This window comes from Nocardioides sp. GY 10127, assembly GCF_004919085.1.
GTDB lineage: Bacteria > Actinomycetota > Actinomycetes > Propionibacteriales > Nocardioidaceae > Nocardioides.
The window spans coordinates 380,510-398,205 of the sequence record NZ_STGL01000006.1; the positions used below are offsets into that span (position 1 = coordinate 380,510).

Annotated in this window: 15 protein-coding genes; 12 read left to right on the forward strand and 3 right to left on the reverse strand. The window is 75.6% G+C overall.

Going from position 1 to position 17,696, the window contains the following annotated elements:
* The first annotated feature begins 302 nt into the window (after window positions 1-302).
* The 8 genes from E8D37_RS11820 to E8D37_RS11855 are packed head-to-tail and all read left to right on the forward strand — an operon-like array spanning window position 303 to window position 10,021.
* Window positions 303-1,946 (forward strand): Wzz/FepE/Etk N-terminal domain-containing protein, encoded by a 1,644-nt coding sequence (locus tag E8D37_RS11820; RefSeq protein ID WP_168929731.1) that lies wholly within the window; start codon window positions 303-305, stop codon window positions 1,944-1,946.
* Window positions 1,939-3,486 (forward strand): O-antigen ligase family protein, encoded by a 1,548-nt coding sequence (locus E8D37_RS11825; protein WP_136569961.1) that lies wholly within the window; start codon window positions 1,939-1,941, stop codon window positions 3,484-3,486. Before E8D37_RS11820 ends, E8D37_RS11825 begins: the two co-directional genes overlap by 8 nt.
* Window positions 3,483-4,748 (forward strand): hypothetical protein, encoded by a 1,266-nt coding sequence (locus tag E8D37_RS11830; RefSeq protein ID WP_136569962.1) that lies wholly within the window; start codon window positions 3,483-3,485, stop codon window positions 4,746-4,748. Before E8D37_RS11825 ends, E8D37_RS11830 begins: the two co-directional genes overlap by 4 nt.
* 9 nt (window positions 4,749-4,757) lie before the next feature.
* Window positions 4,758-5,651: a sulfotransferase domain-containing protein gene (locus E8D37_RS11835; protein WP_136569963.1), complete on the forward strand. Its 894-nt coding sequence runs from the start codon at window positions 4,758-4,760 to the stop codon at window positions 5,649-5,651.
* On the forward strand, window positions 5,618-7,399 hold the full coding sequence (locus E8D37_RS11840; protein WP_136569964.1) for an MATE family efflux transporter: 1,782 nt from the start codon (window positions 5,618-5,620) through the stop codon (window positions 7,397-7,399). The genes E8D37_RS11835 and E8D37_RS11840 overlap by 34 nt, the downstream gene beginning before the upstream one ends.
* A complete protein-coding gene (locus E8D37_RS11845) occupies window positions 7,396-8,370 on the forward strand; it encodes a sulfotransferase (protein ID WP_136569965.1) in 975 nt (324 codons plus the stop codon). Before E8D37_RS11840 ends, E8D37_RS11845 begins: the two co-directional genes overlap by 4 nt.
* Window positions 8,367-9,401 (forward strand): glycosyltransferase family 2 protein, encoded by a 1,035-nt coding sequence (locus E8D37_RS11850; protein WP_168929732.1) that lies wholly within the window; start codon window positions 8,367-8,369, stop codon window positions 9,399-9,401. The genes E8D37_RS11845 and E8D37_RS11850 overlap by 4 nt, the downstream gene beginning before the upstream one ends.
* Window positions 9,398-10,021: an acyltransferase gene (locus E8D37_RS11855; RefSeq protein ID WP_206055709.1), complete on the forward strand. Its 624-nt coding sequence runs from the start codon at window positions 9,398-9,400 to the stop codon at window positions 10,019-10,021. Before E8D37_RS11850 ends, E8D37_RS11855 begins: the two co-directional genes overlap by 4 nt.
* A gap of 98 nt (window positions 10,022-10,119) precedes the next feature.
* On the opposite strand, the gene E8D37_RS11860 is transcribed toward E8D37_RS11855, so the two are convergent.
* Entirely contained in the window at window positions 10,120-11,211 is a 1,092-nt protein-coding gene (locus E8D37_RS11860) for a glycosyltransferase (protein WP_136569966.1), read from the reverse strand.
* A 295-nt stretch (window positions 11,212-11,506) separates the two neighbouring features.
* Between E8D37_RS11860 and E8D37_RS11865 the strand changes: the two genes are divergently transcribed.
* The gene (locus E8D37_RS11865; protein WP_136569967.1) at window positions 11,507-12,718 is read left to right on the forward strand and encodes an LCP family protein; all 1,212 of its coding nucleotides are present in this window, start codon (window positions 11,507-11,509) and stop codon (window positions 12,716-12,718) included.
* Between the two features lie 36 nt (window positions 12,719-12,754).
* Here E8D37_RS11865 and E8D37_RS11870 read toward each other — a convergent pair whose 3' ends face one another.
* On the reverse strand, window positions 12,755-13,846 hold the full coding sequence (locus tag E8D37_RS11870; RefSeq protein WP_240770366.1) for a GNAT family N-acetyltransferase: 1,092 nt from the start codon (window positions 13,844-13,846) through the stop codon (window positions 12,755-12,757).
* The gene (locus E8D37_RS11875) at window positions 13,843-15,537 is read right to left on the reverse strand and encodes an ATP-binding cassette domain-containing protein (protein ID WP_136569968.1); all 1,695 of its coding nucleotides are present in this window, start codon (window positions 15,535-15,537) and stop codon (window positions 13,843-13,845) included. Before E8D37_RS11875 ends, E8D37_RS11870 begins: the two co-directional genes overlap by 4 nt.
* Window positions 15,538-15,666: 129 nt before the next feature.
* On the opposite strand from E8D37_RS11875, the gene E8D37_RS11880 reads away from it, so the two are divergent.
* From E8D37_RS11880 to E8D37_RS11890, 3 genes are all read left to right on the forward strand, one after another.
* Entirely contained in the window at window positions 15,667-15,915 is a 249-nt protein-coding gene (locus E8D37_RS11880) for a hypothetical protein (RefSeq protein ID WP_136569969.1), read from the forward strand.
* A 3-nt stretch (window positions 15,916-15,918) separates the two neighbouring features.
* Complete coding sequence (locus tag E8D37_RS11885; protein ID WP_136569970.1) at window positions 15,919-16,887, forward strand: FAD:protein FMN transferase; 969 nt, start codon at window positions 15,919-15,921, stop codon at window positions 16,885-16,887.
* 83 nt (window positions 16,888-16,970) lie between these two features.
* A complete protein-coding gene (locus E8D37_RS11890; protein ID WP_136569971.1) occupies window positions 16,971-17,657 on the forward strand; it encodes a maleylpyruvate isomerase family mycothiol-dependent enzyme in 687 nt (228 codons plus the stop codon).
* The last annotated feature ends 39 nt before the right edge of the window (window positions 17,658-17,696 follow it).

A 17,696-nucleotide genomic window follows, 5' to 3' on the forward strand; every position in this document is an offset into this window, starting at 1 on the left:
ACCTGCCCGACACTCGACGGGGATCCGTCCAGACCGGGAGCGGCAAGGCTAGGAATCCCTCCCGCGTGGCGGCCACGATCTACCCCAAGTTGGGTATGCGGCAGGGCGACCACTGTGGTTGGGTTCGCCCTCTTTACTTTCGGGAGCCCGTTCGGGCCGTTCCCACGGCCGCGACAGGGCTCCCGACCTGCCTGTCGGCTTCGTCACACCCGCCCTGAGCAGGAACGACGATGGGTACCCACAATTGGGGAGTCGATTCCAGGACGGGCCTGACAGACCTCGGCGCGACGGATGCTGCAGCCATGGACGACTCCCACCTCAGCGCCCCCGTCGACGCCGGCTACTACCGACGCGTGCTCGTCCGCGGCTGGCGGCTCGTGATCGGCGGCGTCGTGCTGGGCCTCGTCGTCGGTGCCGTGGCGTTCGCCGTCCTGCCCCGCACGTGGACCTCCACCGCCGCCGTCCTGGTGACCACCACCGGCGCCACCTCCACCTCCTCCGTGGGCGAGCGGACGACGGACGAGGAGGTCAACCTCGACACCGAGGCGCAGCTGGTGAAGTCCGCCGAGGTCGTCGACCGCGCCCTCACCGAGCTCGGCAGCGACGCGGACCCGAGCACCGTGGCAGCACAGGTGTCCGTCCAGGTCCCCGCGAACACCACGGTCCTCGAGATCACCTACGCGGCCGACTCCCCCGAGGCGGCCCAGGCCGGCGCCTCCGCCTTCGCCCAGGCCTACCTCGACAGCCGCCGCTCGGTCGCCGAGGACGACATCGACCAGCGCGTCCAGACGCTCCAGGACCAGCTCGAGCAGGCCCGCACCGAGCAGACCAGCCTCCAGCGCCAGGCCGCCGCCGCCTCCGGCGCCGACGCCACCGCGCTCCAGGCCGAGGTGGCCGCGGCCGCGGCCACCGTCACGGACCTCGCTCAGTCCGTGGCCTCCCTCAAGTCCATCCTCGTCACCCCGGGCCGCGTCATCAACGAGGCCGACGTCCCCGACTCCCCCGCGCAGCCGCAGGCCGCGCTGGTGATCGGCTCCTGCCTGGCCCTCGGCCTGCTCGGCGGCCTCCTGGCCTCCGCGTGGCGCGAGCGCAGCCGCCCCCGCCTGGTCGAGGCCTCCGACGTCACCCGCGAGACGGGCCTGCCGGTCCGCGTCGCGCTGCCCGCCCACCCGGCCGAGGTCCGCACCGAGCCGGAGTTCGCCAGCGAGGTCACCCTCGCCCGCGCCTGGCGCGCCCTCGCCGACGACGTCCCGGGCACCAGCCTCGTCGTGCTGCCCGGCGACGCGCACGCGGACGCCGTCGCGGTCGGCGCCGCGTTCTCCTGGTCCGTCGCCCGCAGCACCCGCCCCGTCCGGCTCGTGCTCGAGGCCCTGGCCGGCGACGACCTGCCGGTCGCCCTCGACGAGACCGCCGCGGCGACCCTCGTCTGGGACGCCGCGGAGCCCGGCGAGCTGCGCACCGGCCGCTGGACCGGCGTGGCCCGCGGCAGCGAGGTGCACGTCGAGGTCGTCGACCTGCACGGCGCGCCGCTCTCCGACCTGCCCACCTCCGACGCCCTCACGGTCCTCGTGGCAGGCCCCGAGGGTGCCCTGTGGGACACCGACCACACCGAGGGGAGCCCCACCGTGGTGGTGGTCTCCAGCGGTGCCGACGCCCGCGCCATCCAGGCGCACCTCCCGTCCGAGCTGGGGGCCGACGGGAGCCTGATGGGCGTCGTGCTGCACCCGCGTCCGTCGACCCGAGCGACGCTGGGGGGCGTCCTCGGGTCGACGGACGCGGACACTCTTCCGACCAACGCCGACGCCGACACCGACGCCGACACGGACGCCGCGACCGACCCGTCGGCCGCGCTCCTGGACGAGGAGCCCATCGAGGCGCACGAGGAGCACGAGGACGTCCACGAGGACGCCCGCGAGGACGAGGCGGAGCCGGTCGCGCATGGCTGACCTCACGGCGCCGGTGACGACCGGACGGACGGCGGACGACGGGCGCGTCGTGCGTCCGGTGCTCGCTGCCCTCCACCCGCGGGACCCGCTGTTCCCGCTGGCGGTGCTGGTCGTCCCGCTCCCCGTGTGGTGGCTGCTGGGCATGGCGAACCTCGGCTGGTTCGCCGTCGCCGGCCTGATGGCCCTCCAGCTGGGCAGGTACCGGCGCCTCACCGCGCCGCCTGCCCTCGGCTGGTGGCTGCTCTTCTGCCTCTGGCTGGTCCTCAGCCTCCTCGCGCTCGGCCTCAACCCCACCGACACCGTGGCCGCCTCGGCCTCGAGCCGCGTGGTCGCCGTCGGGTTCCGGTTCCTCGAGTACGCCAGCGCGACGGTCTGCCTGCTCTGGGCGTGGACGGTCGCGACCACGGGCGGACGACCCGCCATGGTCCGGATGGCCCGGCTCCTCGGCGTGATGCTGCTGTGGAGCGTGGCCGGCGGCCTCCTCGGCGTCGTGGCCCCCGAGTTCGAGGTGACCAGCCTCGTCGAGCGGCTGCTCCCCGGGAGCCTGACCTCGGCCGGCTACGTCTCGGCGCTGGTGCACCCCGCGGCCGCGCAGATCCAGGACGTCCTCGGCACCGGGGACGGGCGCCCCAGCGCGCCCTTCCCTTACACGAACTCCTGGGCCAACGCCGTCGGCCTGCTCGCCCCGTGGGCGATCGTCTGCGCCCGCCTGGCCCGCACCCGCCTCACCCGGATCGCCTGGTCCGCGCTGCTGGTCGTGGTGATCCCGGCGGCCGTCCTGTCGCTCAACCGCGGCCTGTGGCTCGGCCTGGGACTGGGCGCCGCGTTCGGCCTGGTCCTGCTGCTGCGCCGCGGGCACGTCGTGCCGGTCGCGGCCATCGTCGCGGGCGGCACGATCGCCCTCGTCGTCCTCGCCCTCTCCCCGCTCGGCGCGGTGGTCATCGCCCGGCAGAGCAGCGAGGCGCCGAGCAACGACATCCGTGGCTGGTCGATCCAGCGGGCGTTCGAGCTCGCCGAGGAGTCGCCCGTGCTCGGCTACGGCGGCACGCGCGAGCAGGTCGGCAGCCTGAAGTCGATCGCGATCGGCAACTCCACCGACTGCGCCAACTGCGGCAACCTGCCGATCGGCACCAACGGGCAGCTCTGGTTCGCGCTCACGGGGCAGGGCTTCGTGGGGGCGGGCCTGTGGCTCGGCTTCCACGTCGCGGTCCTGTGGCTGCTCTGGCGGGGTCGGCGGGCGCCCGCCGACGCCGTGGAGGAAGGACGCTCCGGGCCGGCCGACCCGGCGCTTCCCACGATCGTCTGGGGAGCCGCGGCCTCCGCGTTCCTCGCCCTGTGGTTCTCCCTCGTCTACGACCGGGTGGCCGCCACGGGCTGCCTGGAGATGCTCGCGTTCGGCCTGGGCCTGGCCGCCCTGACGTGCCGCGAGACCCCGCGGAGCAGCACCGGCACCACCCCGGACACCACCCCGGACACCACTCTCGAGACCCCCGACGCCGCGCTCGCCGGCACGACCAGGACGGCGGTTCCCGCACCATGACCGAGCTCCACCAGGGCGCCCGCGCCGCGACCGCGCCGGCCACCGAGATCCCCTTCGCCGGGCTGCTGGACGACGGCAGCGGCAGCACCTCCACCTACCGCGTCGTGCGCCGCCCCGACGGGGTGCGCAGCCTCCTGCCCGACGCGGGCGCGCCGGTCCTGCGCCGCGTCCTCTCGCGGGCCAACGACCCCGAGTCCCGCCGCCGTCACCTGGCCCGACGCGGCTACGCCTGCGTCGCCGGGGCCGGGCTCGTGGGCCGCGAGCGGGTCCACCTCGCCGACGGCGCCCTGCGCAGCAGCCTCGAGCAGGTCCTGAGCGGCACGGGCGTCGAGGTCCAGCACCTCGCCCTGCACTTCGGCCCGCCGCGGGCCAACCGCAAGCCCGTCGTCCTCCTCCTGGACGGCGCGGGCCGGCTCTCCGCCGTGGCCAAGATCGGCACCGGGCCGGTCACGAGCACGCTCGTGCGGCACGAGGCCGGCGCGCTGCGGTCGCTGCACAGCGGCCCGCCGCACACGCTCCTGGTGGTGCCCGAGCTGCTGGGCCTGGGCCCCGGGCCCGGCGGCAGCACCCTGATGGTCCAGTCGGTCGTGCCGGTCCCGGACCGCCCGCAGGTGCCGGACGAGTCCCTGCGCCGCGCGGCGCAGCGCGAGCTGTCCGCCCACGGGCCGGAGTGGCCGGGCTCCGCCGCGGGCTGGGTGGCCTCGCTCTTCGACCGCGTGCTGGCGCTGCCCGACCCGGACGAGGGCTGCGACACCGAGCACGCCGACCTCCAGCGTCGCCTGGTGGGCACCGCCTTCCGGGCGGTCACCGACCTGGCGTCCGCCCCCTGGCTGGACGACGTGGTCTGCGCCCCCTCGCACGGTGACTGGGCGCCGCAGAACCTGGCGGTCACCGCCGAGGGCCGCGTGGCGGTCTGGGACTGGGAGCGATTCGCCGACGTACGCCCGCTGGGCTACGACGAGGCCCACCTAGTGCTCCAGCAGCACCGGCGTCATACCCAACCTGAGGGAAGTCTCGTGACGTCCTGCGCCGAGGTCCTGAGTCGCTGGCAGCCTCGCAGTCGAGCGCTGCAGGACAGGGGACTCGCCCGGCTCCTCGTGCTCGACCTGCTGACGCGCTACGCCGGGGACCTCTGGCGTGCGCAGCCCGCGGACGGTGTCGACGTGGACACCCACCTGGCCCGGACCGCACGGGCCACCCGGGAGCTGGCGGCGTGGACGCTGCCGGCACTCACCACCCACCACACCACCATCCACGGCTGAGGGGACACCATGGCGACGCTGACCGCGACCAGTACTCGAGCGGCCCGGGACGGACGCGACCCGCTGCGGGCCACCGCCCGCACGCTGCGCGACTCCGTCGGGCACCTGACCGCGGGCCACCGGGCCCTGCCGGGCCTGCTGATCACCGGCGGCCAGCGCTGCGGGACGACGTCCCTCTACAAGGCGCTGAGCCAGCAGCCCCACCTGCACCGCCCCGTGTGGCGCAAGGGCGTCCACTTCTTCGACTCCTCCTACGACAAGGGCGTCGACTGGTACCGCTCGCACTTCCCGCTGGTCTCGACCGTCCGCCGCTCCAGCGAGCGCTGGGGCACCCCGGCCACCTGCTTCGAGTCCAGCCCGTACTACCTGTTCCACCCGCTGGCCGCCGAGCGCATCCACGAGACGCTGCCCCAGGTCCGCGTCGTCATCCTCGTCCGCGACCCCATCGAGCGCGCGATCTCGGCGCACGCCCATGAGCTGGCGCGCGGCTACGAGACGCTCCCGCTGGCCGAGGCCCTGGCCGCCGAGGACGCCCGCGTCGCCGGCGAGGAGGAGCGCCTCGCGGAGGACCCGACGTACACCTCGCACGCCCACCAGCACCAGGCCTACCGCCGCCGCGGCGAGTACGTGACCCAGATCGAGAAGCTCGCCTCCGTCCTCGGCCGCGACCACGTCTACGTGATGGACAGCCACCGCTTCTTCGAGCAGCCGGCCGACGTCTTCGTCGACTTCCTCGGCTGGATGGGCACCCGCGCGGTGGTGCCGACCATGTTCGAGCAGCACAACGCCCGGAAGAAGAGCACCATCGACCCGGGCCTGCGGGCCGAGCTCGAGCAGCACTACGCCCCGTTCGACGAGGCCCTCACGCCGTGGCTGGGCGCCCCCGCGTCCTGGCGCTCGTGAGTGCCGGTGCCGGGCTGGGCCGCCAGAGCCTCCTCAACCTCGGCGGGTACGCGGTCGGCGGCGCCGGCCAGCTGCTCGTCGTCCTGCTCACCGCCCGGGCCCTGCCCCAGGCGGAGGCCGGCTGGATCTACGCGCTGACCTCGGCGGCCCTGCTGGCCGCCGCCGTCCTGCGCCTGGGCACCACCTCGGCCGCGGTCCGGTTCCTCGCCCGCGAGGGCGCGCCCGGCCCCGAGTCCCAGCGCAGGATCGCCCGGATGATCCTCGTGCCGGTGACGGCGCTGTCGCTGCTGGCCGCGGTCGGCTGCCTCGGCGCCGCGCTGCTCCTCGGCTCGCCCGCGGTGGGGGTCGTGGCGCTCACGCTGCCGGCCACCGTCCTGGTGGAGCCGCTGCTCGGCCTCACCCGCGGCACCGGCCGCATGCTGCCGACGGTGGTCGCCGAGCGCGCCGGCCGTCCGCTGCTGCAGGTGCTGCTGCTCGCCGCCGCGTGGGCGTGGTCCCTGGCCACCGGCGCCACGCTCGGCGTCGGCGTCGTGGCGGCCTGCTGGTCGCTGCCCTACCTCTTCTCCGTCGCGGTCGCCTGGTGGTCGCTGCCCGCCCTGCACACCCTGCACGGCCGCGGCTCCCGCGGCGACGCGTGGCCGCGGCCGCTCCCGGGCGAGGGCAGCGAGATCGCCCGCTTCGCGGCGTCCCGCGCGCTCACCGAGATCATGCAGATGGCGTTCTCGCGCCTGGACGTCGTCCTGGTGGCCGCGCTCGCCGGCCCCGCCGAGGCCGCGGTCTACACCGTCGTCACCCGCTTCGTCGTGGTCTGCCAGCTCGTCCAGCAGGCGATCGCCACCGCCACCGAGCCGCCGCTGGCCTCCGCCGTGGCCGCCGGCCGGCGGCACGAGGCCCGCGAGGTCTACCGCAGCTCCACCCTGTGGATCGTGGCGCTGCTCTGGCCGCTCCTGCTCGTCATCGTCGCCCGCCCCGACTGGTGGCTCGGTGTCTTCGGCGACGGCTACGCGGGCGCCGACAGCGTCGTGCTGCCGCTGGGCCTGGCGATGCTGGTGGCCAGCGGGGTCGGGTCGGCCGAGTCCGTGCTCAACATGGCCGGGCGCGCCGACCTGCTCGTCGTCACCAACCTCGCGGCGCTCGCCACGATGGTCGGCCTCGACCTCCTGCTCATCCCCGAGCACGGCGCGACCGGCGCGGCCATCGGCTGGGCGACCGCCATCGTGGTCAAGAACGGCTCCGCCGTCGTCCTCGACGCGTTCGGCCCCGCCGGCCACCCGTTCACCGCCACCTGGGGCCTGGCCGCCGGCATCGACCTCGTGCTGCTCGTCGCGCTGCCCCGCCTGGCCCTCGCCCTCTTCGGGCCCGGGCTGGTGGCGGACGCCGTGCTCGTGCTCGGCCTCGTCGGCGTGGCCGGCGCGTACGTGCTGCTCCACGAGCAGCTGGGTCTCGACAGGCTGCTGGGCCTGTCCGGCAAGGGGAGGCGGGTGCGCGGACGCGCCGTGGGGCCGCTCCCCCCTCGCCCGCTGCGGCCGGCAGGCGTGCCCGGCGCGGCCGCACCCCGCACCGGCGGGACGAGCCCCGGGTCGGTCGCCGTGCCGAGCCCCGGGTCGGTCGCCGTCGCCGTCCGGGCGCCCGCGGCCTCCGGGTCCAGCGTGGGCCCGGCCCTGGGCTCCCTCCTGCCTGACCAGCACCGCCTCGCCCGCGACCTCCGTGACACCCGTGACCACCGCGACCCCCAGGAGCAGCGATGACCGCGCAGCCCGTCTCCGACGGCCCCACCGGCTGGACCTCCCCCGCCGACGGACCCCCGGTCCTCTTCCTCGCCGGCATCGGCCGCAGCGGCACCACGCTCCTGGAGCGGGTGCTCGGCGCGGTCCCCGGCGTGGTCGCCCTCGGCGAGACCATGCACCTGTGGGAGCGCGGCCTCGAGCGCGGTGAGCGCTGCGGCTGCGGCGAGACCTTCACCGTCTGCCCGTTCTGGGCGGCCGTGGGCGAGGAGGCCTTCGGCGGCTGGGAGCACGTGGACGTCGCCCGGATGGCCCACCTCAAGCGGCGCGTCGACCGCGCCAGCCGGGTGCCCGTGCTGGCGGCCGGCGGCCTGCGCGAGGAGGTCGTCGAGTACGCGGCCGCCTACCGTGCCGTGCACGCCGCGGCGGCCAAGGTCGCCGACGCCTCCGTCGTGGTCGACTCCTCCAAGCAGGTCTCCCTCGGCTGGGCGCTCGCCCTCGGCGGCGCCGACGTCCGGCTCGTCCACTGCCTGCGCGACGCCCGCGGCGTCGCCTACTCCTGGAGCCAGGACGTCGCCCGGCCCGAGGCCGTCGACGACGCCCACCAGAGCATGGGCCGCTACTCCGCGGCCACCATCTCGGCGCTCTGGCTGCTGCACAACGTGGAGATCGAGGCGCTCGGCCGCCGCCTGCCGAGCCTGCGGCTGCGCTACGAGGACTTCGTCGACGACCCGCTCTCGGCCACCCGCGCCGTCCTGTCGCTGGTGGGGCTGGGCGAGGTCGACCTCCCGCACGTCGACGAGGACAGCTTCGAGCTCGGCGTCACCCACTCCTGCGCCGGCAACCCCATGCGCTACACCCACGGCCGCGTGCCCGTGCGCCGCGACGTGCGCTGGCGCCTCTCCCAGCCCCGGTCCCAGCGTCAGGCCGTGACCGCCCTGACCTACCCGATGCTGCGCCGCTACTCCTACGTTCCGCACCGGGAGGTCCGATGAGCCAGGACGTGACCCCGTACCCCGCCGACGCGACGGCCGACGCCCCCGCTGGCGCCCCCGCCGACGCCCCCGCCGACGCCCCCGCCGGCGCCCCGCAGGCCGCACCGGCCCCCCGCCGGGCGTCGTGGCCGAGCGTCGGCGTCGTCGTGCCCACGGGCGGGACCCGGCCGGCGCTGCTGCGCCGCGCGCTGGACTCCGTGGCCGCCCAGGACTACCCCGGCCGCATCGAGGTGCTCGTCGTCCACGACGGCGTCGAGCCGGACGAGGGGCTCGTCGTGCGCGGCGAGCGGCCCGTCGGCGTCCTGCGCAACGCGCGACGCCCCGGCCTGGCCGGCACCCGCAACACCGGCATCCTCACCCTCGACACCGACTACGTCGCGTTCCTCGACGACGACGACCACTGGCTGCCGGGCAAGCTCACCGCCCAGGTCGAGCGCGCCGTGCAGGCCGACCGCCCGGCGATGGTGACCGCGGCGATGCGCGTCGACTTCGACGGCGTGAGCACGCCGCGCCTGGCCGGCACCGACTCCGTCGACCACACGGCCCTCACCCGCTCCATCATGGCGATGCTGCACTCGTCGGGGATGCTGTTCGACCGGGCCGCCCTGGTCGACCGCATCGGCCTGGTCAGCGAGGACATCCCGGGCAGCCAGAACGAGGACTGGGACATCAAGCTCCGCGCGGCCCGCCTCGGGCCCATCGCCCACGTCGACGAGCCCCTCGTGGTCGTGGACTGGAACCGCACCTCGCACTACGCCCGGTCGTGGGACACCAAGATCGAGTCGTGGGCCTGGATGCTCGAGCACCACCCCGAGATCGCGCGCGACCGCCGCGCCTCCGCCCGCGTCCACGGCCAGCTCGCGTTCGCCGAGGCCGCCCGCGGCCGCCGGGGGGCCGCGCTCGCCCACGTCGGCCGCTCGGTCTGGGCCTTCCAGGGCCTGTGGCGCTCCGTGGTGACCCTCGCCGTCGTCGCCGGGGCGCGCCCCGACACGATCATCGACACCCTGCACCGTCGCGGGCGCGGCCTGTGAGCGCGCTGCCCACCGACCCCGTGGCCGCCACCCCCGTCGGCGGCCACGAGATCGGTGGACGCCTGCCCGGGCCCGCCCGGCGCCTCGTGCGCCTCGGGCTGCGCGCCGTCGTGGCCGGCTACCAGCTGCGCTACGGCCGACGGCTCGTCCTCGGCCGCGACGTGGTGATCCTCGGCGGGCTGAAGATCCAGCAGGGCACCACCCTGCACCTGGGCGACGGGGTGCGGGTGCGCCGCGGCGTCCTGGTCAACGGCGGCGGCGAGATCCACGTCGGGGCCGACACCCTGCTCAACGGCTGCTGGATCGGCGCGACCACCCGCGTCGACGTCGGCCGCCGGTGCCTGGTGTCGGACTGCTTCATCAGCGACTCCGACTTCCACAACCTCGACCCGGCCGAGCGGCACCTGCCGCCCGGCCCGCGCACCCGTGCGCCCATCGTCATCGAGGACAACGCGTGGATCGGCGCGCAGGCGTGGGTGCTCAAGGGCTCCCGCATCGGCCGCGACTCCGTGGTCTCCGCGGCCAGCGTCGTGCGCGGCGAGGTGCCGCCCGCGGTCGTCGTCGTCGGCAACCCCGCGCAGGTGGTCAAGCAGCTGCGCCCCTCCGTGCCGCTCGACTGACGCGGCGCAGCACACGGGACGAGACGACGAGACGGCCGGACCCTGGCGGGGTCCGGCCGTCTCGTCGTTCCAGCGGGCCTGCGGCCTGGGCCGCCCGCTCAGCCCGCCCGGCTGACCAGGGCCGGGGCGGGGACGGCCCGGCGACGGGCCGCCTCGGCCAGGTGCTCGCCGGTGAGCGGCTCACCGGGCTCGACCATGACCACGAGTCCACGGGCCGCCAGGTCGCGGCACATGCGGACCTGGTGGTCGTCGACGTGCTCGTGCTGCTCGGGGTCGCGCGGGACGACCACGGGGATGCGGCCCTCGTGCAGCGCGGTGAGGACGGAGCCGGCACCGCCGTGGGTGACGACGACGTCGCTGGTGGCCACGGCCGCCTGGAGGTCGAGCGAGCTGAGCCAGCGCTGCGGCTGCTCCCCGTCCACCTCGCAGTCGGTGTTGCCGACCTGCCAGGTCACCCGGGCCCCCTCGGGCAGTGCGCCCGTGACGCCGTCGACGAGCCGGCGGAAGCCGAACTTCTCGGTGCCGAGCATGACGGTGACGCTCGTCGGCGCGACGGCCAGCGGGGAGCTCTCGACCGCGAAGCCGTGGTAGATGTCCGAGGTCCGGACCCAGCGGGAGTCCCAGCTGCCCGCGCCGGTCGCCTGGCGGAACAGGCGCGTGCCCGGGAGGGCCGCGGCGAGCCGGCCCGTGAGCGACGGCTTGTCGAGGCGGGCCACGCTCTCGACGTAGACGATCGGGGTGCGCATCGCTGCCGCGGCGACCAGGTGGGGCGCGGCCTGCGCCGCACCCGCGGAGAGGACGACGGAGGGGCGCACGCGCCGGTGCAGCACCATCGCGCGGGCCAGCGACGAGGCGGCGCGGCCCAGCTGGCGGCTCGCCACCTTCGGCACGAACGTGACGGTGCCGCCCTGGGCGACGACGCCCGCGGTCTGCTGGCTGCGCGGGACGACCCAGTGCCGGTCGGCGTGCGGGACGCCCCAGGCGTCCGCGACCGCGCAGAGCTCGGCGAAGTGGCCGCCGCCGGAGCTCACCAGCATGACGGGGCCGAAGCGGCCGTCCTGGACGAGCGGGAGGGCGTCCGGCAGCACCAGGGGTCGACGGGCGGGCACGACGGGGCGCGGCGCCGGCACGGCGCGACGCAGGACGACCGGCTGGGTCTCGACCGGACTCGCGGTGGCTTGGACGGACATACGGCGCCTCCCTCGGAGCTGCTGAGGGCTCCATGCCACGACGCGAGGAGGGGCAGCCGGGCAGGTCGAGGGGCTAGTTACCCCAGATGCGGGTAGTCCTCCTGGGCCACGTACCGCGAATGGGGTACGTCATCGCCGGTATCGCGGCGGGCCCCGCGCGCGGCCCTAGCGTCGTCACGACGCCGAGCCCGGAAGACCGCGGAACGCAAGCCCCGCACCGTCCGGACACCCGTGCGTCGCCGGCGGGACGCACCCCGCTCCCCTTCCCCGCAGACCCCGAACCCAGGAGGACGCCGTGGCGCACCCCTCTGCCGCCCCGGCCGCGTCGCAGCCCGGCCGGACCCCGACCGACGACGACGCCGGGCTCGCCGGGATCGGCCTGGCCGGTGACGGCGACGGACCCGGCGACGGCGGCCAGGGCGGGGACCACGGCGACGACGGCCGCGGCGGTGGCGGTCGACGCCGACGCCGGACCCGCACCGTGCTGCTCGTCGTCCTCGTGGTGCTCGCGCTGGGCGTCGGCGGGGTCGCCTGGTCGGTGCACAGCACCGAGCAGCAGCTCGACTCCCAGGTGACCAAGGTCGACGACGTGTTCTCGAACCTGGAGAACCGTCCGTCCAAGGTGACCGAGGGCGAGGCGGCCGGCGCGGTCAACATCCTGCTGCTGGGCAGCGACCTGCGCAGCGACACCCCGACCACCGGCACGGACGGCACCAGCGGCGGCACCACGAGCGCCGAGGACTGGGTGCCCGGCTCGCAGCGCTCGGACACGATGATGCTCCTGCACCTCTCGGCGGACCGGAAGAGCGCCGCGCTCATCTCCTTCCCGCGCGACTCGTGGGTCGACATCCCCGGGTACGGGAAGTCGAAGATCAACGCGGCCTTCTCGTGGGGCGGCCCGTCGCTCGCGGTCGAGACCGTCGAGCAGCTCACCGGCGTCTACGTCGACCACGTGGCCTGGGTGGACTGGGACGGCTTCGCCGCCCTCACCGACGAGCTCGGCGGGGTCGACGTCTGGGTCCCGGGCACCGTCTACGACTCGGCCCGCGACGTCACCTGGACCCGCGGCATGCACCACCTGGACGGCGAGGAGGCGCTCCTCTACGTCCGCCAGCGCTACGGCCTGGCCGGCGGCGACCTCGACCGCGTGCGCCGTCAGCAGTACTTCATGAAGGCGCTCATGGACACCTTCCGCCACCAGTTCAAGGCCACCGACCCGCTGCACGTGCGGGACATGATCTCCACGCTCACCGAGCACCTGTCGGTGAGCTCCGAGCTCACCGTCGACGACCTCAAGGACCTCCTGATGGACCTCACGGACCTCAAGACCAAGGACGTCGACTTCATGACCGCGCCGGTCGCCGGGTTCGGCTACGAGGGCGACCAGAGCGTCGTCTACCTCGACCACGCGGAGGACAAGGGCCTGTTCAAGGCGGTGCGCCGCGACGAGGTGCGGACGTGGTCGCGCAACCACGTCGACGCCCTCACCATCGGCGTCGTCAGCTGACGCCGTCCCCACGGCGGGGTGGGGAGGCGACGGGTCTCAGCGCCGCTTCTCCACCCCACCCAGGTACTCGACCGGCCGGAACCCGAGCGCCTCGTTGACGGCGATCATCCACTCGTTCTCGGCGGCGTTCCAGGTGGCCACCGACTCCACGCCGGGGGCCCGCTCCCCCAGGAGCCGCGCCGCGGCCACCTTGAGCGCGACGCCCAGCCGGTGGCCCCGGTGGGCGCGGTCGACGAGCGTCCCCCACTGGTAGGCCCGCGTCGGCTCGTGCGCGGTCGTGACCACCTCGGTGTAGGCCACCACGGTGCCGTCCACGTCCAGCGCGACCGCCCGGTACGGCGTCCGCCCCTGGCGGCGCATCAGCGCCTCGCCCTCGCGCACGCGCGCCACCTCGGCCGTCTGCGGCTCGCGGGTCAGCCCACCGGTCGGCGCCTCGGTCTCCAGGCTCGCCTCGAGCACCGCCCACCCGCCGACCAGCTCCTCGGGCACCTCGCCCACCCACGCGCGCAGCGCGTAGCCCTCGTGGCGGGTGGCGGCGTGCGCCGCGAGGTCGTCCAGGACGCCGGCCGGCACGGGCAGCCGCAGGCGGCGCTGCACCTCCACCAGCTCCAGCGCGTACCCCCGCGCGGCGGCGAAGGCCAGGCCCGGCGCGATGCCGCCCGGCTGCCCGGCGCCCGGCTGCTCGCCGTCCGACTGCCCGCCCTCGGGGCCGAGCCGCCACGGCCAGAGCACCTCGCTGCCCAGCACGGTGCGGCCGAGGGCGGCCGCCTCGTCCTCGAGCCGGGCGAGCAGCGCCGAGCCGAGGCCGGCGCGCCGGCGCTCGGGCAGCACCACGACGAGCACCTGCGCGGACTCGAGGTTGTCCCGCAGGGGCACCTCCAGCAGCCCGAACGCGACCGGCTCGCCCCCGAGGCGTCCGACGAACCCGCTGACCCGCCGGCTCCCGCCCGCGTCGCGCAGGGTCTCGCGCATCTCCGGCGCCGTCCACGTCGTCGCGGCCGCGCCGCGGTCGTGCTCCTCGGCCCGGGCGTAGACCGCGTGCCAGGCGGCGAACGCCGCCTCGTCCTCGGGGTCGACGGCCTCCACGGACCAGTCCACCGGCCGCCCCACCGACGACGGCGCGCTCACCGGGCACGCTCCACGCGGCCCTCGTCCCACACGGGGTCGGTCGACTCGTACACGGAGCCGTCGGCGCCGTAGACGAGGTACCGGTCGAACCCGCGGGCGAACCAGCGGTCGTGCGTGACGGCCAGGACGGTGCCCTCGAACGCGGCCAGGCCCTCCTCGAGGGCCTCCGCGGACTGGACGTCGAGGTTGTCGGTGGGCTCGTCGAGCAGCAGCAGGGTCGCGCCCGACAGCTCCAGGAGGAGGATCTGGAAGCGCGCCTGCTGGCCGCCCGAGAGCGACTCGAAGGTCTGCTCGGCGCCCGCGGAGAGCTCGTAGCGGTCCAGGACGCGGCTGGCCTGCTCGCGCCCCATGCCCTGGCGGCCGTCCGGGTGCCCGTCGCCCCGGTGCAGGATGTCGAGCAGCGTCCGGCCGAGGAGCTCCGGGTGGTCGTGGGTCTGGACGAACCAGCCCGGCCGTACCCGCGCCCCCAGCCGAGCCCGGCCCGTGTGCCGCACCGGCTCGATCGCGGTCTCCGAGACCGGTCGGTGCTCGACGTCCGGGTCGCTCCCGCCGGCGGCGAGGAGCCGCAGGAAGTGGGACTTCCCCGACCCGTTGGAGCCCAGCACGGCCACCCGCTCGCCGTACCAGACCTCCAGGTCGAAGGGCTTCATCAGGCCCGTGAGCTCGAGGTTCTCGCAGACGACCGCGCGCTTGCCGGTGCGACCGCCCGAGAGCCGCATGGTGACGTTCTGCTCGCGCGGCTGCTCGATCGGCGGGCCGGCCTCCTCGAACTTCCGCAGCCGGGTCTGGGCGGCCTTGTAGGCCTTCGCCATGCCGTCGTTGAACTCGGCCTTCACCTTCAGGCGCAGCACCAGCGCCTTGAGCTTCGCGTGCTCCTCGTCCCAGCGCCGGCGCAGCTCCTCGAAGCGCGCGAAGCGGTCCTTGCGGGCCTGGTGGTAGCTGGTGAAGCCGCCGGGGTGGGTCCACACCGTGTTGCCCGCCCAGCCGAGCTCGACGGTGACGACCCGCGTCGCGGTGTTGTCGAGCAGCTCCCGGTCGTGGCTGATGAGCAGGATCGTCTTCTCGCTGCCGCGGATGCGCCCCTCGAGCCAGACCTTGCCCGGCACGTCGAGGTAGTTGTCCGGCTCGTCGAGCAGCAGCACCTGGTCGGGCCCGGCGAGCAGGTACTCCAGCACCAGCCGCTTCTGCTCGCCGCCCGACAGGGTCGAGAGCGAGCGGTACTTCGCCCGGTCGTAGGGCAGCGCGAGCGCCGCGGTCGTCACGACGTCCCAGGTGACCTCGAGGTCGTAGCCGCCGGCGTCCGCGTACTCCGCCAGCGCCTCGGCGTAGCGCATCTGCGTCTTCTCGTCGTCGGTCTCCATCAGGCGCAGCTCGAGGGCGTCCACGCGGGCGGACGCCTCGCGCACCCGCACGGGGGAGACGCTGAGCAGGAGGTCGGCCACGCTCGGGTCCTCGCCCAGGCCCGCCTTCACGTCCTGGCGCATGACGCCCAGCCCGCCCGACCGCGTGACCACGCCGGCGTGCGGGTCGAGGTCGCCCGAGACGATCCGCAGCAGCGTCGTCTTGCCCGCGCCGTTGGCGCCGACGAGCGCGACCTTCGCGCCCTCGCCGACGCGGAAGCTCACGTCGTCGAGCAGCACCCGACCGTCGGGAAGCTCGTACCTGACCCCGGCGACGTCCACGTGACCCACGAGCGACGATCCTCCCCCATCGCCGCGACGCGGTCACCTCGATATCCTCCCGGCCACGTCATCAGGGCCATCAGGACTGCTGAGCCGCCGCACAGGGAACCCACACCGACCCGACGGAGCGTCGAGGACATGGACACCACCTCCGACCGCTCCCCCGACGCCACGACGCCCGCCGCGGACAGGCCCCGCCGCGCGGGCCGGCTGCGCCGCGCCGTCGTCGCCGGCGTCCTCGTGACCGGGCTCGGCCTCGGCGCCGCCGCCTGCAGCAGCACGGACACCTCCTCCTCGACGTCCAGCAGCTCGGGGACCACCTCGAGCAGCGTCGCGGTGGGCAGCGGCTCGGGCTCCACCTCGCAGGCGAGCTCGCAGGGGTCCTGAGCCGTGCCCACGGCCACCGCCACCCACGACGCGGCCACCCCCGACGCGGCCACCACCGCCGCACGCACCTGGGACGTGTGGAGCACGACGGCCGTCGTGGTGGTCACCGACCCGGCGCTCCTCGACCGGGCGGCCGACGCCGTCGCCGCCCTGCTGGAGCAGGCCGACGCGGCGGCGAGCCGGTTCCGCCCTGACTCCGAGGTGCACCGGCTCGCGGACGCCGGCGGCGTCCCGGTCCCCGTCTCGCCCCTGCTGGGGCTGCTCGTGGCGGAGGCGCTCGACGCGGCCGAGGACACCGACGGCTCCGTCGACCCCACCGTCGGCGCCGCGCTGGCCGCCCTGGGCTACGACCGCGACATCCGCGAGGTCCACGACGAGGCGCAGGACGCCGTCCCGCTGCCGCCCACGGTGACCTGGCGCGACGTCGAGCTGACCGGCGGCGGGCACGGGGGTGAGGGCGAGGCGGACGTCGTCCGCGTGCCGCCGGGCCTCGTGCTCGACCTCGGCGCCACCGCGAAGGCGGCGGTGGCCGACCTCGCCGCGAGGCTGGTGCACACCCGGCTCGGCTGCGGCGTCCTCGTGGGCCTGGGCGGCGACCTGGCCACGGCCGGCCCCGCCCCCGACGAGCGGGGCTGGCAGGTGACCGTCCAGGACACCGCGGACGACCCCGCGCAGCAGGTGTCGCTGCCGGGCGGCGCGGCGCTCGCCACGTCCTCGACCGTGCGCCGCGCGTGGCGGCGCGGCTCCGCCCGGGTCCACCACGTCGTCGACCCCGCGACCGGCCGCAGCGCGCCCGACACCTGGCGCAGCGTGAGCGTCGCCGCCCCCACCTGCGTCGAGGCCAACGCCGCCGCGACGGCCACGATCGTGCGCGGCCCCGCCGGCGAGCAGTGGCTGGCCGAGCGGGGCGTGGCCGCCCGCCTGGTCGACCGGGACGGGCGCGTCCACCTGCTCGGCGGCTGGCCGGCCTGACCCGAGCCGCTGCACGCGGGCGGACGGCGAGGGGTTCCTCACCACCCGTCCGGGCCACGGACGTGGCCTGTCAGGATGGCGGCATGACGCAGCCGTGGACCGACCTGCTGACCGCCGCCGTCGAGGACTTCGCGAGGCTGACGGGCGAGATCGACCCCACGCTCCCGGTGCCGGGCTGCCCGGACTGGGCGGTGGCCGACCTGGTCGAGCACCTCGGCGCGGTGCACGTGTGGGCCCGGCACGCCGTCGTCGAGCAGAACCCCGAGGCCCCGCCGGCCCAGGACGCGCCGCACGACCTCTCGCTGCTGCCCGACTGGTACCGCACCCAGGCCGCGGAGCTCCTCGACGCGCTGCGCTCGCGCCCGGACGACGCCCCCGCCTGGACCTTCGGCCGCGGCGTCGGCACCGCCGCCTGGTGGCAGCGCCGCCAGACCCACGAGACGCTGCTGCACACCCGCGACCTGCTCAAGGCCGGCGGCCGCGCCGACGAGTGGCGGGTCGACCCGGCGATCGCCTGGGACGCCGTCGACGAGGTGGCGCACATGTTCTACCCGCGCCAGGTGCGGCTCGCCCGCTGCGAGATGCTCACGACCGCCCTGCGGCTCGAGGCCACCGACCTGCCGGGCTCCGCGCCGGTCGTCGTGGGCGACGTCGAGGACACCGTCACGGTGAGCGGCCCGGCGTCCGACCTGCTCCTGCTGCTGTGGCACCGCACGACCTCGGCCGACCCGGCCGCCGCCGCGGTGCTCGCCCAGGCGATCACGCCCTGAGGCGGCCCCGGCGGGTCACTGCGCAGGATCAGTCCGCAG

What these genes read in the sequence shown, in the direction of transcription:
- E8D37_RS11820 (WP_168929731.1), top strand. Translation starts at nt 303, where the DNA reads ATGGACGACTCCCACCTCAGCGCCCCCGTCGACGCCGGCTACTACCGA.
- E8D37_RS11825 (WP_136569961.1), top strand. Translation starts at nt 1,939, where the DNA reads ATGGCTGACCTCACGGCGCCGGTGACGACCGGACGGACGGCGGACGAC.
- E8D37_RS11830 (WP_136569962.1), top strand. Translation starts at nt 3,483, where the DNA reads ATGACCGAGCTCCACCAGGGCGCCCGCGCCGCGACCGCGCCGGCCACC.
- E8D37_RS11835 (WP_136569963.1), top strand. Translation starts at nt 4,758, where the DNA reads ATGGCGACGCTGACCGCGACCAGTACTCGAGCGGCCCGGGACGGACGC.
- E8D37_RS11845 (WP_136569965.1), top strand. Translation starts at nt 7,396, where the DNA reads ATGACCGCGCAGCCCGTCTCCGACGGCCCCACCGGCTGGACCTCCCCC.
- E8D37_RS11850 (WP_168929732.1), top strand. Translation starts at nt 8,367, where the DNA reads ATGAGCCAGGACGTGACCCCGTACCCCGCCGACGCGACGGCCGACGCC.
- E8D37_RS11860 (WP_136569966.1), bottom strand. Translation starts at nt 11,211, where the DNA reads ATGTCCGTCCAAGCCACCGCGAGTCCGGTCGAGACCCAGCCGGTCGTC.
- E8D37_RS11880 (WP_136569969.1), top strand. Translation starts at nt 15,667, where the DNA reads ATGGACACCACCTCCGACCGCTCCCCCGACGCCACGACGCCCGCCGCG.
- E8D37_RS11890 (WP_136569971.1), top strand. Translation starts at nt 16,971, where the DNA reads ATGACGCAGCCGTGGACCGACCTGCTGACCGCCGCCGTCGAGGACTTC.